28 protein-coding genes and 4 tRNA genes are annotated in these 24038 nt (G+C 49.1%); 16 read left to right on the forward strand and 16 right to left on the reverse strand.

Going from position 1 to position 24038, the window contains the following annotated elements:
• Nucleotides 1-13: 13 nt before the first annotated feature.
• The 3 genes from VN23_RS00515 to VN23_RS00525 are packed head-to-tail and all read left to right on the forward strand — an operon-like array spanning nt 14 to nt 1309.
• The gene (locus VN23_RS00515) at nt 14-550 is read left to right on the forward strand and encodes a ferritin-like domain-containing protein (RefSeq protein ID WP_046350928.1); all 537 of its coding nucleotides are present in this window, start codon (nt 14-16) and stop codon (nt 548-550) included.
• A 46-nt stretch (nt 551-596) separates the two neighbouring features.
• Nucleotides 597-899 (forward strand): DUF883 family protein, encoded by a 303-nt coding sequence (locus VN23_RS00520; protein ID WP_046350929.1) that lies wholly within the window; start codon nt 597-599, stop codon nt 897-899.
• 5 nt (nt 900-904) lie between these two features.
• Nucleotides 905-1309 carry a phage holin family protein gene (locus VN23_RS00525; protein ID WP_156455087.1) on the forward strand — a complete coding sequence of 135 codons (405 nt, stop codon included), beginning with the start codon at nt 905-907 and terminating at the stop codon, nt 1307-1309.
• Nucleotides 1310-1708: 399 nt separating this feature from the next.
• On the opposite strand, the gene VN23_RS00530 is transcribed toward VN23_RS00525, so the two are convergent.
• From VN23_RS00530 to VN23_RS00540, 3 genes are all read right to left on the reverse strand, one after another.
• Entirely contained in the window at nt 1709-2461 is a 753-nt protein-coding gene (locus VN23_RS00530; RefSeq protein ID WP_046350931.1) for a Crp/Fnr family transcriptional regulator, read from the reverse strand.
• A 220-nt stretch (nt 2462-2681) separates the two neighbouring features.
• The gene (locus tag VN23_RS00535; protein ID WP_046350932.1) at nt 2682-3263 is read right to left on the reverse strand and encodes a DUF1003 domain-containing protein; all 582 of its coding nucleotides are present in this window, start codon (nt 3261-3263) and stop codon (nt 2682-2684) included.
• Nucleotides 3264-3426: 163 nt separating this feature from the next.
• Nucleotides 3427-4263, reverse strand: a complete 837-nt coding sequence (locus VN23_RS00540) for a BON domain-containing protein (RefSeq protein ID WP_046350933.1) — start codon at nt 4261-4263, stop codon at nt 3427-3429.
• A 515-nt stretch (nt 4264-4778) separates the two neighbouring features.
• On the opposite strand from VN23_RS00540, the gene VN23_RS00545 reads away from it, so the two are divergent.
• From VN23_RS00545 to VN23_RS21220, 5 genes are all read left to right on the forward strand, one after another.
• Nucleotides 4779-5003, forward strand: a complete 225-nt coding sequence (locus VN23_RS00545) for a CsbD family protein (RefSeq protein WP_046350934.1) — start codon at nt 4779-4781, stop codon at nt 5001-5003.
• Nucleotides 5004-5082: 79 nt separating this feature from the next.
• The gene (locus VN23_RS00550; RefSeq protein ID WP_046350935.1) at nt 5083-5385 is read left to right on the forward strand and encodes a GlsB/YeaQ/YmgE family stress response membrane protein; all 303 of its coding nucleotides are present in this window, start codon (nt 5083-5085) and stop codon (nt 5383-5385) included.
• A gap of 153 nt (nt 5386-5538) precedes the next feature.
• A complete protein-coding gene (locus VN23_RS00555; RefSeq protein ID WP_046350936.1) occupies nt 5539-5853 on the forward strand; it encodes a BON domain-containing protein in 315 nt (104 codons plus the stop codon).
• Between the two features lie 135 nt (nt 5854-5988).
• Nucleotides 5989-6810: an alpha/beta fold hydrolase gene (locus tag VN23_RS00560; protein ID WP_046350937.1), complete on the forward strand. Its 822-nt coding sequence runs from the start codon at nt 5989-5991 to the stop codon at nt 6808-6810.
• Nucleotides 6811-7061: 251 nt separating this feature from the next.
• Entirely contained in the window at nt 7062-7220 is a 159-nt protein-coding gene (locus tag VN23_RS21220) for a DUF3309 family protein (RefSeq protein WP_082752525.1), read from the forward strand.
• Between the two features lie 50 nt (nt 7221-7270).
• Here VN23_RS21220 and VN23_RS00565 read toward each other — a convergent pair whose 3' ends face one another.
• Nucleotides 7271-7639, reverse strand: coding sequence for an ArsR/SmtB family transcription factor (locus VN23_RS00565; protein WP_046350938.1), 369 nt, complete (start codon nt 7637-7639; stop codon nt 7271-7273).
• Between the two features lie 264 nt (nt 7640-7903).
• Here VN23_RS00565 and VN23_RS00570 point away from each other — a divergent pair, with 264 nt between their 5' ends.
• Nucleotides 7904-8647: a substrate-binding periplasmic protein gene (locus VN23_RS00570; RefSeq protein ID WP_046350939.1), complete on the forward strand. Its 744-nt coding sequence runs from the start codon at nt 7904-7906 to the stop codon at nt 8645-8647.
• A gap of 48 nt (nt 8648-8695) precedes the next feature.
• Here the strand turns inward: VN23_RS00570 and VN23_RS22365 are convergent, their stop codons facing one another.
• The 3 genes from VN23_RS22365 to VN23_RS00580 form a co-directional block, all read right to left on the reverse strand.
• Nucleotides 8696-8914, reverse strand: a complete 219-nt coding sequence (locus tag VN23_RS22365) for a dihydrodipicolinate synthase family protein (RefSeq protein ID WP_156455241.1) — start codon at nt 8912-8914, stop codon at nt 8696-8698.
• A gap of 123 nt (nt 8915-9037) precedes the next feature.
• Entirely contained in the window at nt 9038-9472 is a 435-nt protein-coding gene (locus VN23_RS00575) for a YiiD C-terminal domain-containing protein (protein ID WP_052746472.1), read from the reverse strand.
• Nucleotides 9473-9474: 2 nt separating this feature from the next.
• Nucleotides 9475-10851 (reverse strand): DEAD/DEAH box helicase, encoded by a 1377-nt coding sequence (locus VN23_RS00580; RefSeq protein ID WP_046350940.1) that lies wholly within the window; start codon nt 10849-10851, stop codon nt 9475-9477.
• A gap of 154 nt (nt 10852-11005) precedes the next feature.
• Between VN23_RS00580 and prmB the strand changes: the two genes are divergently transcribed.
• Nucleotides 11006-11914 (forward strand): 50S ribosomal protein L3 N(5)-glutamine methyltransferase, encoded by a 909-nt coding sequence (prmB, locus tag VN23_RS00585; RefSeq protein ID WP_046350941.1) that lies wholly within the window; start codon nt 11006-11008, stop codon nt 11912-11914.
• Nucleotides 11915-11963: 49 nt separating this feature from the next.
• On the opposite strand, the gene VN23_RS00590 is transcribed toward prmB, so the two are convergent.
• Both VN23_RS00590 and VN23_RS00595 read right to left on the reverse strand, forming a co-directional pair.
• Nucleotides 11964-12467: a hypothetical protein gene (locus VN23_RS00590; protein WP_052746473.1), complete on the reverse strand. Its 504-nt coding sequence runs from the start codon at nt 12465-12467 to the stop codon at nt 11964-11966.
• The gene (locus VN23_RS00595; protein WP_052746474.1) at nt 12464-13573 is read right to left on the reverse strand and encodes a sialidase family protein; all 1110 of its coding nucleotides are present in this window, start codon (nt 13571-13573) and stop codon (nt 12464-12466) included. The genes VN23_RS00590 and VN23_RS00595 overlap by 4 nt, the downstream gene beginning before the upstream one ends.
• Nucleotides 13574-13842: 269 nt before the next feature.
• Here VN23_RS00595 and VN23_RS00600 point away from each other — a divergent pair, with 269 nt between their 5' ends.
• Complete coding sequence (locus VN23_RS00600; RefSeq protein ID WP_046350942.1) at nt 13843-14649, forward strand: zinc-dependent peptidase; 807 nt, start codon at nt 13843-13845, stop codon at nt 14647-14649.
• Nucleotides 14646-15437 carry a class I SAM-dependent methyltransferase gene (locus tag VN23_RS00605; protein ID WP_052746475.1) on the forward strand — a complete coding sequence of 264 codons (792 nt, stop codon included), beginning with the start codon at nt 14646-14648 and terminating at the stop codon, nt 15435-15437. The genes VN23_RS00600 and VN23_RS00605 overlap by 4 nt, the downstream gene beginning before the upstream one ends.
• 5 nt (nt 15438-15442) lie before the next feature.
• Here VN23_RS00605 and VN23_RS00610 read toward each other — a convergent pair whose 3' ends face one another.
• From VN23_RS00610 to VN23_RS00630, 5 genes are all read right to left on the reverse strand, one after another.
• On the reverse strand, nt 15443-15874 hold the full coding sequence (locus VN23_RS00610) for a PaaI family thioesterase (protein WP_046350943.1): 432 nt from the start codon (nt 15872-15874) through the stop codon (nt 15443-15445).
• Nucleotides 15875-15969: 95 nt separating this feature from the next.
• A tRNA-Asn gene (locus VN23_RS00615) sits at nt 15970-16045 on the reverse strand.
• 82 nt (nt 16046-16127) lie between these two features.
• Nucleotides 16128-16203, reverse strand: a tRNA-Asn gene (locus VN23_RS00620).
• Between the two features lie 83 nt (nt 16204-16286).
• Nucleotides 16287-16362, reverse strand: a tRNA-Asn gene (locus VN23_RS00625).
• A gap of 51 nt (nt 16363-16413) precedes the next feature.
• Nucleotides 16414-16489: transfer RNA gene (locus tag VN23_RS00630), tRNA-Asn, on the reverse strand.
• A gap of 72 nt (nt 16490-16561) precedes the next feature.
• Here VN23_RS00630 and VN23_RS00635 point away from each other — a divergent pair.
• From VN23_RS00635 to VN23_RS00650, 4 genes are all read left to right on the forward strand, one after another.
• The gene (locus VN23_RS00635; protein WP_082752526.1) at nt 16562-17821 is read left to right on the forward strand and encodes an AsmA family protein; all 1260 of its coding nucleotides are present in this window, start codon (nt 16562-16564) and stop codon (nt 17819-17821) included.
• Nucleotides 17822-18137: 316 nt separating this feature from the next.
• Nucleotides 18138-19127 carry a CAF17-like 4Fe-4S cluster assembly/insertion protein YgfZ gene (ygfZ, locus tag VN23_RS00640; protein WP_046350945.1) on the forward strand — a complete coding sequence of 330 codons (990 nt, stop codon included), beginning with the start codon at nt 18138-18140 and terminating at the stop codon, nt 19125-19127.
• 159 nt (nt 19128-19286) lie between these two features.
• Nucleotides 19287-20075, forward strand: a complete 789-nt coding sequence (locus tag VN23_RS00645) for an enoyl-ACP reductase FabI (RefSeq protein WP_046350946.1) — start codon at nt 19287-19289, stop codon at nt 20073-20075.
• Nucleotides 20076-20245: 170 nt separating this feature from the next.
• On the forward strand, nt 20246-21007 hold the full coding sequence (locus VN23_RS00650; protein ID WP_046350947.1) for a class II glutamine amidotransferase: 762 nt from the start codon (nt 20246-20248) through the stop codon (nt 21005-21007).
• 428 nt (nt 21008-21435) lie between these two features.
• On the opposite strand, the gene recD is transcribed toward VN23_RS00650, so the two are convergent.
• Together recD and VN23_RS00660 are read right to left on the reverse strand one after the other, a co-directional pair.
• Entirely contained in the window at nt 21436-23118 is a 1683-nt protein-coding gene (recD, locus tag VN23_RS00655; RefSeq protein WP_046350948.1) for an exodeoxyribonuclease V subunit alpha, read from the reverse strand.
• Nucleotides 23119-23368: 250 nt separating this feature from the next.
• Entirely contained in the window at nt 23369-23995 is a 627-nt protein-coding gene (locus VN23_RS00660) for a 3'-5' exonuclease (protein WP_046350949.1), read from the reverse strand.
• Nucleotides 23996-24038 lie beyond the last annotated feature (43 nt).

Genomic DNA, 24038 nt, shown 5'->3' on the forward strand with positions numbered 1-24038 from the left:
ATCGAGAAAAACCATGAGTGATATTACAAATATCTATCCAGGCATTGATATTGATGAAATAAGGGCTGCAGCTAAAGACATTAGTGATGGTGCGGTCACCGCAGGTTATCAGGGGAACCGCCAGCAAGTGGTGGCGATGCTGAATGCGGCTTTAGCGACAGAATTAGTCTGTGTTTTGCGCTACAAGCGGCATTACTACACGGCCAGTGGCTTGCAAAATGGGCCAATTAGGGCGGAGTTTCTGCTGCATGCACAGGAGGAACAAGCCCACGCTGATTTGCTAGCTGCACGCATTGTGCAATTGAATGGTAAACCGGATTTTAACCCCAATACCCTCACCGCTCGCAGCCACGCTGAGTATGACGATTCAGATAATATTTTGTCCATGATAAAGGCCAATTTGATTTCTGAGCGGGTAGCGATTGAATCTTATCGCCAGATGATTAAAGACATTGGCGATACCGATCCCACGACTCGCCTCTTGCTTGCTGGGATTATGGCGAAAGAGGAAGAGCACGCTGATGATATGCGGGATCTGCTCGCTGCCTGATTGTATTTTTAGGCCTTATGTTTCACTTACATTTGAGGAATTCATTATGTTTGGATCAAAGTCAAAGCCACTTAATAGCGATGTAGCCACCTTGGTTAAAGATGCACAAGCCCTGCTGCAATCGGCTAAATCGCTAACAGGCGAGAAGGCGGATGAGGCACGCAATCAGGGTATGTTGCTGCTTGATACCGTTTTTCTGATGGCACATGATATGCAGGAAAGTGCTGTCGGCGCTGGTAAGGCAATGGTGAGCTCGGCTGGGGATTGTGTAAAAGATAATCCATGGCGCTCGGTGGCGCTTGCCGCAGGCACGGGTCTGCTGGTGGGAGTAATTCTGGGTCGTAAGTAAGTGCGGTGAATGCATCACTGACTATGCTGATGATCGGCTTGACGGTTGGTCTGTTGCTTATCAGCAAAAATAGGTTTGCTGGGTTTTTATCTAAACTGGAGCGAGTTGTTCTGGCTTGGGCGAAATTGCGTACGCGCTTATTAAAATTGTTTTTTGTTTTAATCCTTGCCATTTTATCGGCATGGTTTGCGATTGCGTATGGCACGGTTTTGATCGTCTACCTGACTTGGGAGAGCCTGGGGTGGAAGATCTTGTGTATTTTGACTCTTGTTTTTACAGCTGGCGCATTAAGCTTGTTTTACTACGCATGCTCTATATTGCGTTTGTCTTTGCTTACTCCACTTTTAATGCGGGATACATTAGAAGTGGAACAAGATCGCTCCAGAAGATCAGCATCCCGCCGGGAATGATGGGTGAATTCGCTGGCAAATTAAGCTGACCTTACCTTGAGAAAGTTCGGCCGCCGTATTTGAAGCGAGTGTATTTAAAAAGAGGGGCTTGGCATACGCTGAGTCCCTTTTTTATGTGGATTGAAAGATCTGCTTTATGGTGTGATTGCGGCGAATGAATTTACCTGGCCCCTGATTAAGACCCACTTTTGGCGTGATACTGAGCTTGATTACTTTTTTGTGGCAAAACACCCCACAAATGGCAGGCCTCTTGGCTTAGCTGTGCCGATTGAGGCGCAAATGGGAAGTCGGATTGTTTCGATTGGGCTTTGCTGGTTTTTATGGGCAAAAACCAGCGTGAGTAGCCAGGGGGAAATGTCAGAGGTTTACTTCTGTACAAATCTAAGCCAGAGCGGCCGGTTAAAAGACAGTGGCTGCAGGTGCGGCACTGGTATTTTGCAAATTTTTGCAGGGAAGCAGGCGATCAAATTCTGCTTTAACGACGGCATAGCACTCACAAGATCTTTTTTCTAAGCCTTTACGATCCAGCACATTAATACGCCCACGGCTGTATTCGATCAGTTTGGCTTTTTGTAAATTACCCGCAGCTTCTGTAACGCCTTCCCGGCGAACGCCCAGCATATTGGCAATCAGCTCTTGGGTCATGACCAGCTTATTAGAGGGGAGGCGATCCAAGCTTAATAATAGCCAGCGGCAGAGTTGCTGATCTAATGAATGATGGCGGTTGCAGACTGCGGTTTGTGCCATTTGGGTGAGTAGTGCTTGCGTGTAACGCAGCAATAAATGTTGCAAAGGGCCTGCTTGATCAAATGCGGCTTTAATTTGCTTTCTATCTAGCCTATAGGCAAAACCAGCGCTTTGAACAACAGCACGGCTAGGCGTGCTATTGCCGCCCATAAAGAGCGATATCCCTACAATGCCTTCGTTGCCGACAATGGCGATTTCGGCAGATGCGCCGCTTTCTAAAACATAAAGCAAGGAAACAATGCTATTGGTCGGAAAATAAACATGCTGCATTTGTGCACCAGATTCATAAAGCACATAGCCAAGCGGCAGGTGAACCAGCTCTAATTGTGGGGCTAATGAGGCATAGCTGTCCGCTGGCAGAGCCGCAAGAATAAGGTTTTGGCAAGGGAAATGAAGTTCTGTCATTTGGAGCTCCTGCTTGGCGCCTAGCTAATAAAGGCTTGGGCGCGGCAAAGTGAATGAAGTACTTACCCTTAGTTATACCGAATTCCTTGCTAATACTATGTTCTTTACCGAACACTTGTCGTAAACAGTTAGTGGTAAAAATAAAGATTTTGTGTGATTTTTGTAAGTATTTTCGCAGATTAATTGTCAGTTTTCTACTCAAGCGTTTTTATGGTGCGCTTCATTGCCCAGATAAAAAATTTGGCCCTTTGGGCGCTGAGGTTTTGTTTTTTTCAAGCACCTGCGTGAGTAGTTTTATTTGTTTTTGCTGCATAGAGACAAGCTCCGACCATTGTTGATCACGCAAGATATCAATTTTTTTGTTCAAGGCGAGCACTTCCAGCTCTGACTTTAAATTCACTTCGTAATCATGCTCGGCCGCGGCTCGATCTTTAGCGGCATGCCGGTTTTGCGACATCATAATGACAGGGGCTTGTAGGGCCGCCAGCATGGATAAAATCAGATTAAGGAAAACATAAGGATAAGGATCAAAAGATTTATTGGTCAGAATCAGCGTGTTCAGGATGATCCACGCAAAAAGTATGGCCAGAAAAATAAGAATGAATGTCCATGAGCCACCAAAAAGAGCGATTTTATCGGCCAGCCGCTGGCCCAAAGTTAGAGTGTCATTGAGCTTTTGATTGGTGTTATGGCTGATATTCAGGCGTTTTTTTAAACGCTCCATGACTTCTTGCTCGCTTTCGCCCGCTTCCTTGCAGGTTTTTAAAAACTGGCTGGCGAGTTGTTCGTTTGAGTTGCCCATGATGCGGAGTGTCCTTGCAATGGCCGGAATGTTGTAGAGGGAGGCTTAAAAAGCAGCATGCTGATATGGATAGATGATTGAGCGGTGGCTGCGGATGCCAAACGCAAAAAGGATCGCCAGCCCGCTGGGGGCAGTGATCCTCTTTAAGGGGGAATCAATGCGCTTAAATGCTGATCAGGCCCTTGGCTTCAACACGCTTCACACCACGCACATTTTTTGCCAGTTCGATGGCTAAAGAGCGCTCTGCTCCGCTGGCTACTTTGCCGCTGAGTGTCACCACACCGTGCTCTGTGCTTACCGAGATATTTGTGCTTGGCACGTTGCGGGAATAGAGAAACGTGGAGATCACTTTTGCAGTAACCCAGCTATCGCTAATGCTCTGATCAGCATCGGATGCGGTGCTTTTGACGCTATTGATGACATTGGTTTTAGCACCATTCACTACAATCTGGTTATCTACCGAAACCACGCCACGGGTGTTCATGGCCAGCGTACTGGCCAGTGTTTTGGATTTTACAGTGTCTGCCGTACCCGCTAGCCGTACCTTGCCTGCCTGTGTATCGACCGTTGTGCTTAGCCCATCGGTGTTTTTACTCCAAATCAACTTTGATTTAATGGCGGCGCTGATATTTACATCATCAATTGTTTCGCCATAGCTACGGCTCGCTCCCTCTTTGGCTGGGGCGTAATCCGCCTGAACCACAATCTGATTATCTACTTCTTTAATTCCGATCACGCCCAGAGCGATTTGCTTGGCTAAGTCTTTATTGATCTCTTCATCTACTTTTCCACTCAGTATTGCTTTGCCGTTATGCACGGATACTTTGAGGTCGTTGGCCCGCAAGTAAGGACTTAAAGCATAGGTGGTCCAGATCTGGGTTTCTTGTTTGGCATCACTGATTTCCTGAGGGATGCTGGCTGCAGCAAGAGGGCCGCTGAATACGGTTAAGGCTGCGGCCAAGCCAGAGGCAATCAATAGTTTGTGAGCGTGTGTGTGCATCTTGTTTCTCCATTAGAAAAAAAGAGGGGCATTAGAAGTAGCGCTTAAAAGTGGCATTGAAGTATTGATGCGCTTAAGCGGGCTTTTCTCGCCGCCATTAAAACCACGGCTGGCAAGCTTGCCCGGCGGCTTCTTAAAGAAGGCAAGTGCTTAGGCATAAACAATGCGTGTGAAGCAAAAAGCTGTCTGTACGCTAGCGCTCTTAAGCGCCATTTTTTATTCCAAAATCATTTTTTAACGCATGAGGAGGAAGGGAGAAAGAGCCATTTCGTGAAAGGGGAATGATTGAGGTGTGATGATTATATTTCTTAAACAGTAAGAAATATAAAAGATTAAATGCGCTTATGTTCGGCAGCGTACTGACCAAGCTAATGCATCTGTTTAATCTGGTTCTGTCGTTGGCCGCTTGCACACCAAGAACAGCTTGGCGGTATGTTGCTGACGAAGTGTTAACGGTTAAGAAGGGGTTGAAATGGCATTAGGCTATTTGCCTCCTAAACACAAAGGAGCTTGATATGAATTGGGATATCGTCGAAGGCAACTGGAAGCAATTTAAAGGCAAAGTGAAAGAGCAATGGGGCGATTTAACAGATGACCATCTGGATGTGATTGCTGGTAAGCGCGATAAGCTGGCCGGCCAAATCCAGGAATCCTATGGCATTACAAAAGATGAAGCCGAGTTGCAAATTACGAAATTCGAATCACTGAATAAAGATGTTCCGTCTAAACGTCTTCCATAGTTTCGTTTAGCCCTTGGCTTGCCTGGCTGATGAATCGCCAGGCAAGCCATTGTCATCATTGCCAGTACCGGAGAACAAGATGTCACTTTTTCCCTTGATCGTGCTTGGGCTGATTACAGGTTTTATCATTAACAAAATACTGAACACGATAAGCCAAGGGATGGTGCTGGATGTGATTTTTGGTTTGTTGGGGGCCCTGATTGGCCGCTGGGTGTTCATCTCCTTAGGTTGGGAGGGAATGAGCGGGCTTAATCTTTACAGCTTGTTTATTGCGCTGGCTGGGGCGGTTTCTTTGATCGTTATTTTTCGTGCCAGCTTAGGCGCTCTGTTCTTGCTACGTATTTATCGAGAGCTTGTTCGTCGTAGATTAGATCGTGTGTAAGCCGCGAGCGTTTGATAAATAAAGCCAATGTTGGTGCCTTAAGCTACGCAATTTTATGAGCAAAGTCTTGCGCAGTATTGCAATGGCGCAATAACTCGTTTGCTCTGAAATCGAATATTTTCGTACTTTTTATATTTTTTAGGAGAATTAACCATGAAACACCTCGGCAAGTATTTCGCAGCATTTTTTGTGGCGACCGCATTATTGTCTGTGGCTGCTTGTTCATCTACTCCAACCCAAGAGGGTACGGGTGAGTATCTGGACGATAGCGTCATCACCAGTAAAGTGAAGTCGGCTATTTTTGGCGAGCCTACTCTGAAGTCGATGGAAATCAATGTAGAAACATTTAAAGGCGCTGTGCAACTGAGTGGATTTGTGAGCTCGCAGGCCGCTTCGGATCGTGCTGTGCAGCTGGTTAAAACCGTGAAAGGTGTGAAATCAGTTAAAAATGATATGCGAATTAAATAATCGCACATTGAATGTTGTTTTTTAGATTTGCATGCAAGCAGCCTGTGAGGGGCTGTTTGTGCTTGCAAAGTGTGATTATTTCCTGTGTTTAGGTTTGAGCTGTCGTTTCTTCACCTCAATAAAGGATTATTCGTCATGAATATCATTACAACACCTGATAATACTGAACTTTTTGTTAAAGACTGGGGCTCAGGTCAGCCTGTTATTTTATTGAGTGGCTGGCCATTATCATCGGCTAGCTGGGAAGATCAGGCGATGGTGCTTGCAGAGGCAGGCTACCGCGTTATTAGCTATGATCGCCGCGGCTTTGGTCGCTCATCCCAACCATGGAATGGCTACGACTACGACACTTTATCGGATGATCTGGCTGCGGTTATTCAGCAAACGGGAGTCGTTGATGCCACGCTGGTGGGCTTTTCGATGGGAGGGGGAGAAGTCGCTCGCTATATGTCTCGCCACCAGGGCAAGTCTGTGGTGAAAACGGCGCTGATCTCTTCGGTACTGCCCTTTATGCTGAAAAGGAGCAATAACCCCGACGGTGAAGAGCAAGAGATGTTTAACAATATGATTGAAGATATTAAAGCAGACCGGGCCAAGTTTTTTGCCGGGTTCTTTAAGAAATTCTTTGGTATTGGCATCATTGCCCAGCCGGTGAGCGATGAGCTTATGCAGTGGATGCAGAATATTGCGATGCAAGCCAGCTTGAGAGCCACTATTGAATGCGTGAAGTCATTCTCAAGCACCGATTTTCGTGATGAGCTTAGTGCATTTAATGTGCCCACCCTCATTATTCATGGCACCGATGATAAAACAGTACCCATCGAAATATCTAGCCGAGAGGCTGCTCAGGGTATTCCACAGGCCAAGTTGATTGAGTACGAGGGCGCACCGCATGGCTTATTTGCCACAGATAAAGACATGCTTAGCCGAGATTTAATCAGCTTTCTTAAGCAATAGCACTCGTAGTTGTATACCCCGCAGATGAGAGTAGTCAGTCCAGTTGAATGGGGGCTTAGAAATCGATGGATTATTTCGAGCGGTAAGGCGCAAGGAAACCGCATCTAGCGATGCAGCGACGAGCAACGCAGCAGGTCGAAAAAAGCCACGATTTATGCCCACCTTATTCAGCAGGACGGTCATTGAGCCTCTGCGGGAGGTGTGTCAGCGGCCTTGATGCCGGATTGAATTAAAATTTTGAGGGGAAAATCATGAGTTTAGGAACCATATTACTGATCGTACTGATCCTGATGTTAATCGGTGCCATCCCAAGCTGGCCACACAGCAGAGGCTGGGGTTATGGCCCAAGTGGTGGTTTAGGCATAATTGTCATTATTATTATCGTTCTATTGCTTCTGGGACGCATATAGGTAATGCCGCAGATAGGAACTGTTGCTTAATAACAGCCGCTACGGCGGCTTTATTTTTGAGCTGTGTTTGCTAATGGAGGCAGTAAGGCTTCTGGACAGCAGGATGCAAGTCGTAAATCTACACATTGTTCTGGCTGTCCAGCGCAACATTCCTCGGTAAGATAGGCGACTAAATCGAGCATCAGTGGCAAATTAGCCCGATAACGCTGAAAACGGCCTTCTTGCTCAACTGAAACCAGCCCGGCATGCGTCATTCCCTTTAAATGAAATGATATGTTGTTGGGCGGTAAATCAAGCGCTGCCGCAATCTCGCCAGCAACCATGCCCTCTAAGCCTCGCTTTACCAGAAAACGATAAATATCAAGCCTAATCCCTGATGAAAGAGATTCAAAAATTTGTGTGGCAGTTTGTTTTTTCATAAGGCAACTATACAAGAACAATTGAAATAAATTTTAGCATAAGTGACGTATGCCGCCGAAGTAAGTTCTGTCTTGAGTATATTTAATGAGCGATCTAATGACTGCGAAATTGCATTTGCAGTGTAGTAGTAATAAGTTTGCGCAGTTTCAGATAGTGAAAGTGGCTTAGATAGGGGGCTCGCTTGTCTGGCAAAGTTGTTAATGAGCAGAAACTGGCCAGAGAATTCATCTAAATTTAGATGAGTTAATTTATTAGAGAAAGTGATGTATTTAATTCATGCTGGTATTTGTCTAGTGCTTAGTACTGCTTGCCTTGCTGGGCCATCGATTGACTTAATGGTAGAAAATGCGGCCGAACCGTTTTCCCGCGCAGATGGCAGTGGCTATAGTAATGAATTAATTGTGGCTATATTTGCTGCAGTGGGGATTGAAGCAAAGCTTAAAGTAGTGCCCTATACGCGTTGCAAAAATATGGTGTTGGAAGCAAGAGGGATTGCTTGCTTTAATATGGCTTGGGAGCCTGCATTAGAGGGAAAAGTAAAGTTTCCTTCTGTGCCGCTTTATACGGTTACCCCTATTTATTTTCAAAATAAATCGCGGCCAGTTTCTGCTCAGAATGAAGCAGAATTAGCACTTGGTACAAAAATTGGGGTGGTGCATGGCTACGAATATCCGCCTAGCGCAAGTAGCCTGCCTAAGCGCGGGGTAGTGTTTGTAGCGGGAAATAGCGAGCAAATTAATTTAAAGCAGTTAGCCAGTGGTAGCTTAGATGCGGCTTTAGTGATGGCCAATGAAATACAAATACCTGCTTACTGGGCTAAAAGCGCAGGGGTAACGGGGCAGGTTGAAACGGTTTTTTCAAGTACAAAACAAGATGTATTTATTGGCTTTAGTATCCAGCATCCTAAAGGCTTATGGGCGCTTAGCCAGTTTGAGCAGGGATATAAAATAATTAGTGATAATGGCAGACTGAAGCAAATTAAAGCGAAATGGGGTGCGCTAAAGTGAAAAGCATCTGAACACGCTGAAGAGACAATAATGTTTTTCCTTTGATCATTATATGGCTAAAATTCTTAATTGGGATTTTCTATCGGGTGACGCGGGAGTCATCGATAAACGTAATTCATCGTGTATGAATTCGTGCATTGTGAATGCAGCTTTAATTAAGGCAGGATTGGGCTCGGAAAAAAGAAGCAGAATCAGCGGGCGTAATTGCAGATCAATGATTCTGGCCGCGGCTAAATTACCATCTTGAATAAAGCGCAGTATTTTTATAAATCAGAATGGATATACGCCGCTGCAGCAATTGCACCGTGGCCACCTATACAGCGGCTCATAAAAATAAGATGATCCTCGCCACTTAAAAACTTGAGCGGTGTTTCTTCATTATCTGAAATATCAGCCAGCTACATATTGAGCACTAAAACGTGCAGCAATCTTACCCTCTGCATTACCTACGGTGATTTCCAGCGCCATTCTGGCTCGTCCTTTACGTTGCAGCGTTTGTAAAAAACGTGCGGTGTGGCTAGCGTCAGGCTGGCAAACTTTAGCCACTAGGTCGCTCTGTAAGGGGCTTAAAAAGTGGGTGCTGCCGGTTTGAATGACCACTTCCATATTTGGCCCTACTAATTCAGATACCCACAACCAGCCTGCAATGGTGGCTAGCGTGCTGATGCTGCCACCAAATGCGCTGTTATGGTCGTTTTGATTAGGGCCGTAGGGAGCGCTCAGTTGCCACAGGGATTGATCTCCCAAGAGCTGAACCTGCATGGCTTTTAAAAGGGGGAAACCCTGATGAAGTCGTGTGGTCCAGCGTTGGGAGAAATCGCTCATACTTACTGCGTTACTTGATACTTAGGCGGTAAAAACAATGCGGCAATTTGCGGCGCGCGCTTTAGTTTAGACAATGGTGCATCTGGCATATCGTCGTAGCTTTGTGCGCGGGCACGGCTGCTTGGCGGTGTGTTCATATTGCGAGTGAGTGCTGCTACCGGCGCTGCTGCTGTGACCCGTGCTGGAGCGCGTTCGCGTCCACGGCTTGGGGCGGGTGTGATCTCTATTGGAGTAGTGCCTGGGGAGAAGCCAATAACCGGAATTAAAGGCAGATCACGTTTGAGCATTTTTTGAATGCCAAGGTAAGCTTTCTCTTCTTCTGGTGCCACCAGAGAAATAGCGATACCCGTCGCGCCAGCGCGGCCAGTGCGGCCAATGCGGTGCACATAGTCTTCCGGATTAGTGGGCAGCTCAAAGTTAATCACAAATGGCAGCTCGTTAATATCTAAGCCGCGAGCCGCAACATCGGTGGCAACCAATACTTTAAGGGTGCCATCTTTAAATGCGGCCAGTGTTTCTAAGCGAGATTGCTGGGTGCGATCGCCATGAATGGCTTCGGCAGAAAAGCCTGCGCGTTTTAGCTCGCGGCCTAATTGCTCTGCGCCAATCTTGGTGCGGCAAAATACGATCACTTGGCTCATATTGTGCGTGCGGATCAGATGGGCAACGAGGGCTTTTTTGCGGCTGTTTTCTACCGGGTGCAGCTCTTGCTTGACCGATTCATTGGCTGAATTCTGACGCGCCACTTCGATGACTTCCGGGTCGTGCATAAAGTCTTCGGCTAGCTTTTTGATTTCTGGCGCAAAGGTCGCAGAAAACAGCAATGTTTGCTTGCGGCTGGTACACAGCTCAAAAATCTTGCGAATATCGAGGATAAAACCCATATCGAGCATGCGATCGGCTTCATCTAAAATCAAGATTTCGACTTGGGATAAATTAACCGTCTTTTGCTGAATATGGTCCAGCAAACGCCCAGGCGTTGCGACAAGGATTTCAACGCCTTCTCGCAGCTTAGGGATTTGCGCCTTAATATCCATGCCACCAAATACCACATGACTACGTAGTGGCATGTGCTTGCTATAGGTGGTGACGCTTTCAGAAACCTGATCGGCTAGCTCGCGAGTCGGTGTAAGAATCAATACACGGATGGGGTGGCGAGCAGGGGACGCGCTGGTGTTTGCGTGCTTTGCGATCTTAGTGAGAATCGGTAAAGTAAACGCAGCTGTTTTACCGGTGCCTGTTTGTGCTGCACCGAGAACGTCACGTCCGGACAGAATGACAGGGATGGCCTGCGCTTGAATCAGCGTCGGATGTTCATAACCTTGCTCGGCGACTGCCTTGAGCACTTCCGGAGCCAGCCCGAGCGATGCGAATGTCATGCGTGTTTCTTTCCGAAAAATAAGAACAACGTTCCAATTTACACGAAGCCCGCCTCTCTGCATACCCTAGCTGACAACTGGAAAAACGCGGGGCAGGTCGCCAGCCCGCCAATCGGTTAAACTAGCGGCATATAAAACTTGATGAGAAACAGCCATGTTTGATCACGCCTCACAACATTTATCAACGCTTCGAGACTTACATCGCTTTGCGGTGAGTCGTTTTAATGCCGCCGAGCTTTTTTATGGTCACGGCACTGATAACGCTTGGGATGAAGCGGCGTATCTCATTTTGGCGACGTTAAAATTGCCATTAGATCGTTTAGAGCCCATGTACGACGCAAAATTACTGCCAGAAGAATTAACACAAGTCTTGGCGGTGTTAAAAGAGCGCGTAGAAACCCGCAAACCGGCTGCTTACTTAACTAAGGAAGCGTGGCTGGGCGAGTATAAATTTTATGTGGATGAGCGCACCATTGTGCCGCGCTCGTTTATTGCCGAGATTATTCGTGAGGGCGGCTTAACACCGTGGATTGAATACCCAGAGCTGATTCACCGCGCTATGGACCTTTGTACCGGTTCGGGGTGCCTTGCGATTGTGATGGCCGATGCCTTCCCGGATGCGGCGATTGATGCGCTTGATTTATCGCCTGATGCGCTGGATGTGGCAGAAATCAATGTGCTGGAATACAGCCTAGGCGAACGAATTGATTTGATGGATTCGGATTTATTTAGCGCGGTTGAAGGCGAGCTATACGATCTGATTATTTCTAATCCACCGTATGTAGACGCGCATTCGGTAGAAGAGCTACCGCCAGAATATCTGCACGAGCCGGAAATGGCTTTGGGTAGTGGCGAAGATGGCTTGGATATTACCCGCCGTATTTTAGAAGAAGCAACTCGCTTCCTGAACCCGCTGGGCGTGCTGGTGGTAGAAATTGGCCACAACCGCGACGAGTTGGAGGCTAGCTTTCCAGAGTTGCCGTTTGTTTGGTTGGAAACCGAGAGCGGCGATGGCTTTGTGTTCTTGCTAACGCGTGAAATGCTGGTTGAAGCTGGGATGTAAGGCGGGGCGTAGCTTGAGGATGTTTATAGGGGCCTTGGGCCCCTTTTCCTTATCTCTTCAAACAACGCAATAAAGCAACAGCCCCTGTAATCATCGCCATTGGGTCTAGCATGGCATCCCAAAGATTGACGCTTTCTAATACGCCAAGCGGAAACAGCGCTAGGGCGAGCAGCCATGCGAGTGCTAAAGCTTTATGGTCTTGTTGCCAAGCGAGGGCTAGCGAAATGGCGCACCAGATCAGCAACACTTGTGGTGCATAGCCCAATGCATAGATATCAAAGGCCCAAACCCCTAAGGCCGATGAATACAGTGCCGTGCCGCTGATAAGTAGCCAGCCTGCCAAGGCAGGGCGTAGTTTTTGCTTAAAGAGTAAGCCGCAGGCCAAGCCTGCTGTTGCCAGGCTAGGGAAACTCAGCAGGCCCAATAGCCATGGCGAGCTTAGGATAATGAGTGCGCCAATAGCCACTAAGAAGCGGTTTTTCTTCCAGCCCGAGCGGGCCAGCGCTGCGCCTGTTGTGCCCCAAAGTAGTAAGCCTGTGAGCGATGCAATCATGGTTTTGCTCCATCTAGCCAAGCACGGTTAAAGCGCACATGGCGGATTTCAGAGCGCTCCCATGTGTAGACCAGATCCATGATTTCGTCGTTCACCAGTAGAGTGGGGTAGGAAAATTCCATGCCTCGGGTATCTTCGATCACTTTTATTTTTTCCCAATTCTTACCGTCTTTAGATACGCTGAGCGCTAATTCGCTACGGCCATCTGTGCGTGGGTTATGCGCCATAATCAGCCTGCCGTCCGGCATACGTTCTACCGCAATCGCTGAATCGGGGTTTTTTACATTCAGATTTTGAATGGGTGTCCAGCTGGCGCCCCCATCATGCGTTTGCTGCAATAGCAACTGGCGGGACGGTCCGCTATTTCTGAGCAGGGCAAAGGCATCGGTGGCGCTGTAGGCGATAACACCCGGCTGCAGGTTTTCACCTTCGGCATTCATGCGGATTTTGCGGACCAGCTTGCCGTCTTTATCAAATTGCAGCAGCTCGCCAAATTTGCGGGCCAGCTCGTGGTATGCAGGCAGCAAGAACCCACCATCTTCCAGCTGAACAGCATGGGTGCGAACCAGTGTGGATAAATTAAAGAAGGGGCTGGTGATGATTTTGCTGGCAGGGCCCCAGCTGTGGCCGTCATCGGTCGAGACCATACGATTGAGCGTACTGGTGGCCCAGCCCCCCATTGATACCGACACATAAAACAGCTGCAAGCGGCCCTGACTATCAAGCACGGGCACCGGGTTGCCTACTTTTTTAATATAGCGCAGCTGATCTTTGGAGCTTTGTGCTGGCGTTGCCACAATCCAAGGCTTGATCCACTGGCCGTTCTGATAGCGCGAAGCCCAAACGCTGACGTCTGTGGCGCCTTCACGGCTGCCGCCAAACCAAAAGGCGATACGCTCACCATTAGTCAATGCAATGATGCTGGCGCTATGCGCAGCAGGCACGGGCGCACGTAAGCGTTGCATCTCCATTTGTGGGTTGCTGGCGGCAGTATGTGCAGGCTTAGCCAGCGTAAAGCGTGTTTCCGTTGGGCTACTTCGGTAATTGGCAGCCAGTAAACATGCTGCGCCCAAGCCAAATAGCAGGGAAGTCCCTTTTAGCGTCATAAGAATATGGTCAGTTTGGTCGGGGCTGAGAGTTTACCATTGCTAAATAAGAAACAGCCGATGAACTTTGGTACTGAGTAAAAGCGACAAAAGAGCTGTAGATACAGAGCAAAAAGAGGCTACCGAGTACACAAGTAATTAAAGCTTGTTTACTGAGTGTGCTTATCTCTTCTGTTTGTGGATTCAAGTTTTTTTCAAAAGAGTAAGCCGCTTGATTTGCATAAAACCATGCCCATCTCATTGAATATGCCCTTTGCTGGATCTGCCCTATGTTTAATTTTTTGCGCCAGCGTACTCGGCGGCGTTATCTGGCCAGCCAGCCCGTGCAAGATGTGCTGTGGCAAAAGATGCTGCTCTTGCCTTTATTGCGTGGCTTAAATGAGGCTGATCTGGCCCTGCTGAAGGATCATGCCGCATGGTTTTTGCATACCAAGACCATCACGCCAGTGCATGGCTTAGAGATCGATGATGAGCTGCGCCTATTGATTGCGGTGCAGGCCACGCTGCCTATTCTTAATCTGGGCTTTGATGCTTATGATGATTGGCAGGAGGTGGTGCTGTATCCGGGGCGCTTTATCAGCCGTGATCTGTATACCGATGCAATCGGCCTTGTGCATCAGGAAATGCGTGTTTTATCCGGGCAGGCGCGGCATCAGGGAGCAGTTTTGCTATCGATGATGGATGTGATTGAAGCGCCTTATCACCCCAGCAGCAATGTGGTGATACACGAAATGGCACATAAGCTGGATATGCGTTCCGGCAGCGCCAATGGCTGCCCGCCGCTGCATCAGGGCATGAACTATGCACGCTGGAAAAAAGTCTTTTCTAAGGCGTTTCAGGCCATCAGCCGGCAGGCCGCGATGGGTGAAACTGGCACAATTGATCTCTATGCGGCAGAAAATCCGGCAGAATGTCTGGCTGTGTGTAGCGAAACGTTCTTCGCTGCCCCCCATTTATTGCGTGAGAGTTATCCCGACGTGTATCAACAACTGAGTTTGTTTTATCGACAAGACCCCGCTGCGCGTAGACCGCAGTATCAATACAGACCCGTGTTTATGATGAGGGGCTGGGTATGATCGGCCTGTTGCAAGCAGGGGCTAGCCCTGAAATATGTGAGGAAGTCGCTGCTTTGGGCTTGCCGCTTTGGAGCGAGTTGCCAGCGGGCGCTGCCCATTATCTTTGCTGGCAAAATGAGCGGCTAGAGCTGGTGACGCTCGGCGAAAAAGGCACGGTTGCAGTCGATTTTGTAGGCGGAGCCGCCGCGCATCGCCGGCAATTTGGCGGAGGCCGTGGCCAGCCGGTGGCCAAAGCGGTGGGGATTAAAGGCGAGTATGTACCTAGGATCCTCGATGCCACAGCGGGTCTTGGCCGGGATGCTTTTGTTTTGGCTTCTTTAGGCTGCGAAGTCACGCTGATCGAGCGCTCACCTGTGGCCGTGGCCCTGCTACTAGATGGCTTGCGCCGCGCACAGGCCGATGCTGCTATTGGCAAGATCGTGGGCAGAATGCGTTTAGTGTTTGGCGATGGGCATCAGGAGCTGGCTAAATTGCTGGCAGGGCAGGCGTTTACCTATTTATTTAACCCTCCGCTGGCCGCGCCCGAATTTGATGTAGTGTTTTTAGACCCGATGTTTCCAGATCCAACAAAACGCGCCAAATCTAAAAAAGAAATGGCCGCGTTTCAAACCGTGATTGGCGATGATCCGGATGCCAACGAGCTGCTGCAGCCCGCAAGGCAAATCGCCAAAAAACGCGTGATTGTTAAGCGCCCCCGCATTGCACCGCTGATGGCTGGGGTGAAGCCTGATTTTGTATTTGGCGGGGAAAGCACGCGCTTTGATGGTTATTTGCCATTGAGCCGATAGATTGGTTAGCGTCGAATCACGCAGGTGGCCGTGGCATGGGCTAGTAGGGTGCCATCGGCTGATTTGATCGATCCTTCCGAAACACCAATACCCTTGGAAATATGCAAAATCTTGCCTTCGGCCACTAGTTCGGTGTTTTTAGGAATGGCTTTGACCATTTTTACATTTAAATCGACTGTGGCGTAGCTGGCCCCTGCCTCCAGCATGCTGTGTACGGCGCAGGCGGTAACAGAATCAAGTACGGTGGCGGCAAAGCCACCGTGTACACCCCCCATAGGATTCAAATGTCGCTCATCGGCTTGGGCTGTAAAGCGTACCGAGCCTTCGCTGATATGCACCATGCTCATGGGCATCGTCTGAGTAATGGAAGGCGCAGGGAGTTTGCCATCGGCCATGGCTTGCAGTAATTGCAGACCAGTGAATTCGTTTAGGTTCATGAGCGTGATATTTGAAAATAGGGAAAGCTTAAAATATCACGGCTGACGAAAAATAGACGTAAAAAAACCACAGCCAAGGCTGTGGTTTTTTTAACTGGCTCCCCGACCTGGACTCGAACCAGGGACCTGCGGATTAACAGTCCGTCGCTCTACCAACTGAGCTATCAGGGAATAAACTTGGTGTTTTTAACTGAGGCGCTAGTGCATTCCCTCAGAAAAAAGAAGCTGCTTTTCAGCAGCACCTTTAAATATTTGGCTCCCCGACCTGGACTCGAACCAGGGACCTGCGGATTAACAGTCCGTCGCTCTACCAACTGAGCTATCAGGGAATAAAACTTGGTTTTTTATGACTGGGGCGCTATTGCATTCCCCCAGAAAAAAGAAGCTGCTTTTCAGCAGCACCTTTAAAAATTGGCTCCCCGACCTGGACTCGAACCAGGGACCTGCGGATTAACAGTCCGTCGCTCTACCAACTGAGCTATCAGGGAATAACAACTACTACCTACTTTATCATCGAAGCCTAGTATCGTAAGATTGCTTGGCTCCCCGACCTGGACTCGAACCAGGGACCTGCGGATTAACAGTCCGTCGCTCTACCAACTGAGCTATCAGGGAATCGATGAAGGCCCGTATGGTAGAATCCGATCCTCTTTCTGTCAACACAAAGTATGAATTATTCGAGACGTTATGATGAAAAAAACAAGAACACTGTTGTTTTGTTTGCTTTTATTCTTTGTATTAATTGTAAGTCTGCCGCTGATCTTGCCGCTAAATAGCTACAAACCTCAGCTGGAAAAACGTCTTTCAACGCTATTACAGGCGAAAGTTCAGCTAGAAAACATCGAATTTACCTACCAACCTTTGCCTTTTTTTGCCCTAAATGGCATAAAAATTGATGAAGGCGCAGGAAAAATCGAACAAATTCGCATTCCTTTAAACTTTTCTAATCTATTTAAGTATGGCAAAAGCTTAAAAAATGTTGAAGTTGAGGGGGTGCATTTAAGTCCTGCCTTGGCTTTTTCCTTACCAAAGCGCTTTGCGGCTCTTGAGCAAGATCGCATCACTTTGGGCGATGTCTTGCTGACAAAGGCCAGTGTGATTCTGGATCAGGGTGAGCTGGGGCCGATCGATGGGGTAATGAAATTTGCCCAAAATGGTGCAATGGCCGATTTGCAGCTGGCGGATAAGCAGGGGCATATTGAAGTTCATCTTAAGCCCAAGGGCGATAATGTGGGGCTAACCGTGCAAGCAACGAGCTGGGAGTTGCCGCTAGGCTACCCCATCGTTTTTGAAAGGTTATATATGAGCGGCGAAGGCTCACCAGAGGGTTTGGTGATCGATGATATTCGCGGTGAATCATATGGCGGGGTTTTAAGTGGCAAGGCCCAGCTGACTAAGCAAAACGAATGGAATTTACAAGGGCAGCTGGTCGCTAAAGGGGTTCATACCGAGCCACTGAGCAAAATCTTCAGCCCTGCAACGTTTGTTTCTGGCCGCATGGATGCAGAGGCGCAGTTTAATTATCGCGCAGCAGACTACTTAAAATTATTTGCTCATCCAGAAATTGATGCTCATTTCTTAGTACGAGAAGGCGCTGTACATAATTTGGATTTAGTTGCCCAGTTACGCGCCGGCGAAACACCTGCGGGCCGTGGCGGGCAAACGCGCTTTGATACCTTAAAGGGCAAGATGGTGATGCGCGATCGCTCTGTACAGCTGCAAAGCATGGTGCTGGAAGCAGGTAAATTTAACGCTCAGGGCTCGGTGCAAACGGGTGGCAGCACTTTAAACGGCGCGGTTTCGGCTCGTTTGAAAGCGGGTGTGTTGGTGATTTCTAATCAAATTAGAATAGGCGGCAATTTAACGAGCCCTACTTTAAGCTCAGGCAGTGCAGCCAGAGGGGGAGCACTACCTAGCCCCGCTGAAATGATTGAAACACCGCTGTAAATGACGCTTTTTTGATAACACAGAAACGTGCATGGATGGGGGGGTACCAGACGCACTCACGCCATGCACGAGGTGTTTGCGAGCACTTAGCCTAAGTGCTCGACTCAATACGGCCAGCTGCTTTGAATGCAGTGGCCGTATTTTTTTATGTATTTTGGCGGCCATTTGCTTTGAAAAAGCACTGGGCTAGCTATAAATCGTATGATTTCTTGCTTTATTTGCTTGAGCTTGGCGGCCTGTGAAGCTGAGCTGATTCCCTTGCTAATCCTGAAAGTCATTATAATGGGCGTTTTACTAGTAGACAGCAGGGCACATCATGGCTTGGACAGATCTTTTGGCGCAGGGCGAACTGGGTGATGGCACGAGCGAGATGCAAGCATTAGCCACCGCCACTGTAATGAGCCCGCTTGCTGGTTTTGGCATCATTGCCTTTAGCGGGGAAGAAACCGAGCCTTTTTTACAAGGCCAGCTTTCTAGCGATATTCGCGCTTTGGGTGAAAATGCGGCGCAGTACTCCAGCTATTCCACGCCCAAGGGCCGGATGCTGGCTAGCTTTCTGGTGTTTCGCCGCGGTGATGATTACTGCTTGCAAATTGCTGCTGAGCTGCAAGAGGCGATCCAAAAGCGCCTTTCTATGTTTGTGATGCGCTCTAAAACGAAGGCACGGGATGTCAGTAGCGATTTGCTTTTACTCGGCGTGGCAGGCCCTTTAGCCGCTGAAAAATTATCAGCAGTGTTGGGCGATTTACCAGAAGGTGATTTTGCAACGCTACATAAAGAGCACTGCACGGTGATTGCATTGCCGGGCAAACGTTACCAATTAGCGATTGCAAGCGATGCGGCTTTGGCACTTTGGCAACAATTAGCTGCAAGCGGTGTATTGCCAGTGGCTGAATCACTTTGGCGTTTAAGCGATATTCGTGCAGGCAGCCCATGGATTACCTCAGCAACTAGCGATGCTTTTGTCGCGCAAATGGCCAATATGGAGCTGATTGGTGGCGTGAGCTTTACCAAAGGCTGCTATCCGGGCCAGGAGATTGTGGCGCGTACCCAATATCTGGGTAAGCTTAAGCGCCGCATGTATCGTGCCAGTATTGCAACTGAGCATGCCGAAGCAGGGCAGGAAGTATTTAGCAGTGAAATGAATGGCCAAGCGAGTGGTAAGGTAATGCTAGCCGCTCCCGCAGATCAAGGCCGCTGGGAAATCCTCGTGGTTGCCCAAATTGCCAGCTTAGAGCTAGGTTTACATCTGGGCGCGGTAGACGGGCCTAAACTCGAAATTCTTGATTTACCCTATGCGGTATAAGCAAGCTTTTTTCTTTCTGCTTAAGGCAAGTTTATAAGGCGCTGATGAGCAGGGAGAGAGGGTATTGATCGTTGTCATTGACAAGTTTGGCGTATCTAGGCGCGGATTCGTTTATAATCCGCCCTCTATGTCTTAATTACATATATTAAAGGTGTTTGTATGGGCTTTCTCGCCGGCAAAAAAATCTTGATCACAGGTCTTTTATCAGACCGCTCTATTGCCTACGGCATTGCTCAGGCTGCCAAACGTGAAGGTGCAATCTTGGCCTTCACTTATGTAAGTGAAAACTTACGCCAGCGCGTTATCGATCTGGCGAAAGATTTCGATACTGATTTGGTTCTGCCCTGTGATGTAGCAAGTGATGAGCAGATTGCCGAAGTATTTGTAGAGCTTGGCAAGCACTGGGATAAGCTCGATGGCTTGGTTCACTCGATTGGTTTTGCTCCACGCGAAGCCCTGAAAGGTGATTACCTTGATGCCGTAACGCGCGAATCATTCCAGATTGCGCATGACATCAGCTCTTACAGCTTTGCGGCGCTGGCCAAAGCCGCCCGCCCAATGCTGAGCGAAGGCGCGTCTCTTGTCACCATGACTTACCTTGGCGCAGAGCGTGCGATTCCTAACTACAATGTAATGGGTTTGGCTAAGGCATCGCTGGAAGCCAATGTCCGTTATATGGCCGCTGCACTTGGCCCGGATCGCGCTATTCGTGTGAATGCGGTTTCTGCTGGCCCGATCAAAACACTGGCTGCTGCCGGTATTGCTAATTTCAGCACACTGCTGAAAAAAGCGGCCGAAGGCACACCAATGAAGCGCAATGTGACGCAAGAAGAAGTGGGCAATGTAACTGCCTTCCTTTTATCCTCGCTGTCATCCGGTATGACCGGTGAAGTGGTGATGGTAGATTGTGGCTTTAGCCATGGCGCGGGCTCAAGCACGATAGATTAAGTTTTACATCTGTCCTTGAAAAACGCCCGCTTGGGCGTTTTTTGTTTTAAGAGGCTAGAAAACCCCCTCACGGCAAAAAGATCTGTGCTCTCGCTGATCTCTGTGTCTACAGGTTTGAGGTTTTTTTGAGGGGGTAACTTCCTCGGCAATGTACTAGTAAGGATCGCCCTATGTGCCAACTACTCGGTATGAATTGCAATGTGCCGACCGATATTATGTTTTCTTTCGAAGGCTTTCGCCGCCGTGGTGGCTTGACTGACCATCATGCAGATGGCTGGGGAATTGCTTTTTTTGAAGGCGATGGCTGCCGGATGTTTCTGGATTATCTGCCTTCGGCCAGCTCGCCGATTGCTGATCTGGTACGCGCCTACCCGATTAAATCGACCAATGTGATTGCCCATATCCGCAAAGCCACGCAGGGGCAGATCAGCCTAGCTAATACTCACCCGTTTCGCCGTGAGCTGTGGGGGCGTTACTGGATTTTTGTGCATAATGGCAATTTGCCGGAGCGGCCAGATCTAGCCGGTAGCCGTTTTCTGCCCGTAGGCAGCACCGATAGCGAGCACGCGTTTTGCTGGATTTTATCCGAGCTAAGTCAGCGTTTTGACAGCTGCCCACCTTTGCTGGTTTTGAAACAAGCTTTGGCAGAGTTGGCAAAGCCCCTGATGGCGGTTGGCACATTTAATTTTTTACTTTCTGATGGCAGAGCCTTATTTGCCCATTGCAGCACCGATCTGCACTATTTGGTACGCAAAGCGCCATTTACGCTGGCGCATTTGAATGACACCGATGTGAGTGTCGATTTTTCGCAAGTCACCACACAAAATGACCGGGTCGCCGTTATTGCTACCCAGCCGCTAACTGACAATGAAACATGGACCAAAATGCAGCCGGGTGAGTTGCTGTGCTTTGTGGATGGAATGCCGGGGTAAGAGATTGTAAGGAGGGGCAAAGTCAAAAAGACTTTTTTAGTGCCTTCGGCACGTTGATTTAGGTGCGGGCGTCCCGCGGGACCTTCCTTTCTTGTGTGGCCAAGAAAGGAAGCGAAAGAAGGCCACCCCACGAAACACGAAGGCTCCTGCGCTGTGGACAATCGAGTCGGCGGCGGGCGGGATTGGCTCGCTGCCTCGCTCCCTTGCCGAAACCCCGCCCCGCTTGTTCCTCACTCCGGCGTGTTTCAAGGGGAGCTTTAAAGCCCCGTGCCACGGACAGTGATAAAAATCTAGTTCGCTGGGTTTGAAAATATTTAAAACCTATTCAAGCGCCTTAATTCAGAACCTGTTTTTTTCGTGTAACCCTGTGTTTTCCGTATCTCCGTGGTTCAAGATTTGGGTTTGTTTCACTGCCTCACAAATCTACTCTACCTCAACGCCGCCGCCAGCCCACTCTGCCGAATAGATTGCTTAGCAATAGCTTTGCTCAGCACGTCATTACTTCCCCAAATCTCTACTTTTTTCTTGGCACGGGTGAGGCCGGTGTAGATCAGGCTGCGGCTGAGCAGTTCGTGCGACTGATCGGGGAGTAATAAAATCACTTCGTCAAATTCCGAGCCTTGGCTTTTGTGCACCGTTAAGGCCAGTGCGGTTTCGTGGGCGGGCAGGCGGGCGGGGCTGAACCAGCGCAGGGTGTTGCCCTCGCCTTTAAAAGCCACGCGGGGTGCGCCGTTTTCAATAAAAGTCAGGCCGATATCGCCGTTATACAGCTGCACGCCATAATCATTTTGGGTGATTAACACAGGACGGCCTGCGTACCAGAGGCTGTTTTCGGGGATGAAATTTTTAGCCTGCCAGTGCGCTTCTAACTGCTGATTCACCCCCATCACTCCCGCATGGCCTTCGCGTAAGGCCGTCAGCACGCGGAAGGTATCGAAGGCGATAAAAGCCGCGTCCACATCGCCAGCCAGTACGGCCTGCCAGTAAGCCGCGTAGCCTTGATCGCAGCGGGTGAGCAGTGTTTTGCTATTGGGCTGCCAGCCGAGCTCTGTTTCTGTCTCGGCAAATAAATCATCCGGCTGCAAGAGCGCCAATGCGCCCTTGGCGTCGCCCGAATTCACCAAATTCGCTAGCTTGCCAATACCGCCGCCTGCGGCAAAGCGGTGGCTGTGTTCTAAATTCATCACGGCATTACCCACGCTGCTAGCTGGGGCTTTGCTGCTTGCAATTTCCACCCCAGTAGCCGTTTTGAGCGCCTGAATAAAATCGGCGCTGGGCGATTTTAAGCTACACAGTTCGGCAAATACCGCACCGGCATCCACTGCATCCAGCTGATCTTTGTCTCCCAGCAAAATCAGCCGGGCATGCGCGGGCAGGGCTTCTACCAGTTGCGCCATCAAGGCCAAGTCGATCATCGAAGCTTCATCGACCACCAGCACATCCAGCGCTAGCGGATTAGCAGCATGGTGCTTGAAACTGCCATCGGGTCGCGGCCCCAGTAAGCGGTGCAGAGTTGAAGCGGTTTCGGGGATGACAGCCAGCGTTTCGGGCGTGACCGCTAGGCTAGATTTTCTTTCCCGCACCGATTCACTCATTCTGGCTGCCGCCTTACCAGTGGGCGCTGCCATTTTAATGCTCAGCGTGTTGCCTTCCATGATTTGCAAAGCGGCCAGAATACGCAGCACGGTGGTGGTTTTACCCGTGCCGGGCCCGCCGGAAATCACCGTCAGCTTTTGCATCACCGCTGCCGCTGCTGCTACTTTTTGCAAATCTGGCTGAATGCTGGATGCAGGAAATAGCTCATTTAGCAGCGTGGCTAACTTGGCCAGATCCACATCACATTTTTCCCCTGCCAATTGGCGCAGGCGCTTGGCCAGCTGCGATTCATACCACCAATAGCGGGTGAGATAGAGCCGGTCTTTGTCCTGAGTAAGCGGCTTAAACTCACCCGGCTTGCCGATTAAGGGGCTGCTGAGCGGCGCAGTTTTAATACAACTATGCCCCGCCGCCAGCGCCGCGCAAAGCTTGGCGAGGGTGGCTTTCAGCTCATCCGATTGCGGCCCGCAAAGGCGTTCAAAACTACGGCTTAATTCAAAGGCAAAGTCTGGCATGGGGGGCTCTTAAAGCGAAACGCCTAAAAAAAATGTAGAGTGGGCACACGGTTTTATTGTGCCCACGCGGCGAATGGCGATGCGTCGGCAGCTTGCCCACCCTAATGACTATCAATTTAAAGGGTAGAGCGCTAAACCTTGAACCACAGAGAACACCGAGAGCACAGAGTTTCACAGAGAAACCCCAAAAGAGTTGGTTTTCTCTGTGGGCCTCTGTGTCCTCCTTTTACTCTGTGGTTCAAGATTTAGCTCATTTTGCATACCCAAGTTGTTTGTTGAGTAAATCTGGCACTTTTGCGGCGACGGTTTTGCTGATTTTATCCAGCAGGTCCAAATCAATCTGCTGCATTTGGCAGGTTTTTGCTAAGTGTTTGGCAATATGGATCAGCAAATACGCCGAGACTTCTGCATCGGCTTCGGCTCTGTGGGCGGTGCCTTGAAAGCGTATGCCTAAGCTTGCCGCCAAGGTTGCGAGTTTGTAGTTGCTCATGCCGGGGAATAAACGGCGGGATAGTTTAAGCGTGCAATGTAATCCTTGGTATTGCGGTAATAGATTAATGCGCTGGCTTTCGGCCAATAGAAACTTCGCGTCAAAGCTGGCGTTGTGCGCCGACAGCGCATCGCTGCCGATAAATTCGATCAGCGCCGGAACCACCTCGCTGGCAGGCGGTGCCTTGTTCACCATTGCCTGGCTGATGCCGGTGAGCTGGGTAATAAAGTAGGGAATACGCACACCGCAATTCACTAAGGATACAAAGCGATCAGTAATCTGCCCGTCAACAATCCGCAGCGCAGCCACTTCGGTGATGCGGTCGGAATGGCTGATGCCGGTGGTTTCAAAATCCAGCATCACGATAGGGCGGTTGAATGAAATCATGGGGTCTTTTTATTAAGTATTTTGTTTTGTTTGAGATTGTTAA

The sequence above is a fragment of the Janthinobacterium sp. B9-8 genome, assembly GCF_000969645.2.
In the GTDB taxonomy this organism is placed as follows: domain Bacteria; phylum Pseudomonadota; class Gammaproteobacteria; order Burkholderiales; family Chitinibacteraceae; genus Iodobacter.

Excerpts from the sequence above, each read along its gene's own strand:
- VN23_RS00515 (WP_046350928.1), top strand. The coding sequence starts at position 14 with ATGAGTGATATTACAAATATCTATCCAGGCATTGATATTGATGAAATA.
- VN23_RS00520 (WP_046350929.1), top strand. The coding sequence starts at position 597 with ATGTTTGGATCAAAGTCAAAGCCACTTAATAGCGATGTAGCCACCTTG.
- VN23_RS00530 (WP_046350931.1), bottom strand. The coding sequence starts at position 2,461 with ATGACAGAACTTCATTTCCCTTGCCAAAACCTTATTCTTGCGGCTCTG.
- VN23_RS00535 (WP_046350932.1), bottom strand. The coding sequence starts at position 3,263 with ATGGGCAACTCAAACGAACAACTCGCCAGCCAGTTTTTAAAAACCTGC.
- VN23_RS00540 (WP_046350933.1), bottom strand. The coding sequence starts at position 4,263 with ATGCACACACACGCTCACAAACTATTGATTGCCTCTGGCTTGGCCGCA.
- VN23_RS00545 (WP_046350934.1), top strand. The coding sequence starts at position 4,779 with ATGAATTGGGATATCGTCGAAGGCAACTGGAAGCAATTTAAAGGCAAA.
- VN23_RS00550 (WP_046350935.1), top strand. The coding sequence starts at position 5,083 with ATGTCACTTTTTCCCTTGATCGTGCTTGGGCTGATTACAGGTTTTATC.
- VN23_RS00555 (WP_046350936.1), top strand. The coding sequence starts at position 5,539 with ATGAAACACCTCGGCAAGTATTTCGCAGCATTTTTTGTGGCGACCGCA.
- VN23_RS00560 (WP_046350937.1), top strand. The coding sequence starts at position 5,989 with ATGAATATCATTACAACACCTGATAATACTGAACTTTTTGTTAAAGAC.
- VN23_RS21220 (WP_082752525.1), top strand. The coding sequence starts at position 7,062 with ATGAGTTTAGGAACCATATTACTGATCGTACTGATCCTGATGTTAATC.
- VN23_RS00565 (WP_046350938.1), bottom strand. The coding sequence starts at position 7,639 with ATGAAAAAACAAACTGCCACACAAATTTTTGAATCTCTTTCATCAGGG.
- VN23_RS00570 (WP_046350939.1), top strand. The coding sequence starts at position 7,904 with ATGTATTTAATTCATGCTGGTATTTGTCTAGTGCTTAGTACTGCTTGC.
- VN23_RS00575 (WP_052746472.1), bottom strand. The coding sequence starts at position 9,472 with ATGAGCGATTTCTCCCAACGCTGGACCACACGACTTCATCAGGGTTTC.
- VN23_RS00580 (WP_046350940.1), bottom strand. The coding sequence starts at position 10,851 with ATGACATTCGCATCGCTCGGGCTGGCTCCGGAAGTGCTCAAGGCAGTC.
- prmB (WP_046350941.1), top strand. The coding sequence starts at position 11,006 with ATGTTTGATCACGCCTCACAACATTTATCAACGCTTCGAGACTTACAT.
- VN23_RS00590 (WP_052746473.1), bottom strand. The coding sequence starts at position 12,467 with ATGATTGCATCGCTCACAGGCTTACTACTTTGGGGCACAACAGGCGCA.
- VN23_RS00595 (WP_052746474.1), bottom strand. The coding sequence starts at position 13,573 with ATGACGCTAAAAGGGACTTCCCTGCTATTTGGCTTGGGCGCAGCATGT.
- VN23_RS00600 (WP_046350942.1), top strand. The coding sequence starts at position 13,843 with ATGTTTAATTTTTTGCGCCAGCGTACTCGGCGGCGTTATCTGGCCAGC.
- VN23_RS00605 (WP_052746475.1), top strand. The coding sequence starts at position 14,646 with ATGATCGGCCTGTTGCAAGCAGGGGCTAGCCCTGAAATATGTGAGGAA.
- VN23_RS00610 (WP_046350943.1), bottom strand. The coding sequence starts at position 15,874 with ATGAACCTAAACGAATTCACTGGTCTGCAATTACTGCAAGCCATGGCC.
- VN23_RS00635 (WP_082752526.1), top strand. The coding sequence starts at position 16,562 with ATGATGAAAAAAACAAGAACACTGTTGTTTTGTTTGCTTTTATTCTTT.
- ygfZ (WP_046350945.1), top strand. The coding sequence starts at position 18,138 with ATGGCTTGGACAGATCTTTTGGCGCAGGGCGAACTGGGTGATGGCACG.
- VN23_RS00645 (WP_046350946.1), top strand. The coding sequence starts at position 19,287 with ATGGGCTTTCTCGCCGGCAAAAAAATCTTGATCACAGGTCTTTTATCA.
- VN23_RS00650 (WP_046350947.1), top strand. The coding sequence starts at position 20,246 with ATGTGCCAACTACTCGGTATGAATTGCAATGTGCCGACCGATATTATG.
- recD (WP_046350948.1), bottom strand. The coding sequence starts at position 23,118 with ATGCCAGACTTTGCCTTTGAATTAAGCCGTAGTTTTGAACGCCTTTGC.
- VN23_RS00660 (WP_046350949.1), bottom strand. The coding sequence starts at position 23,995 with ATGATTTCATTCAACCGCCCTATCGTGATGCTGGATTTTGAAACCACC.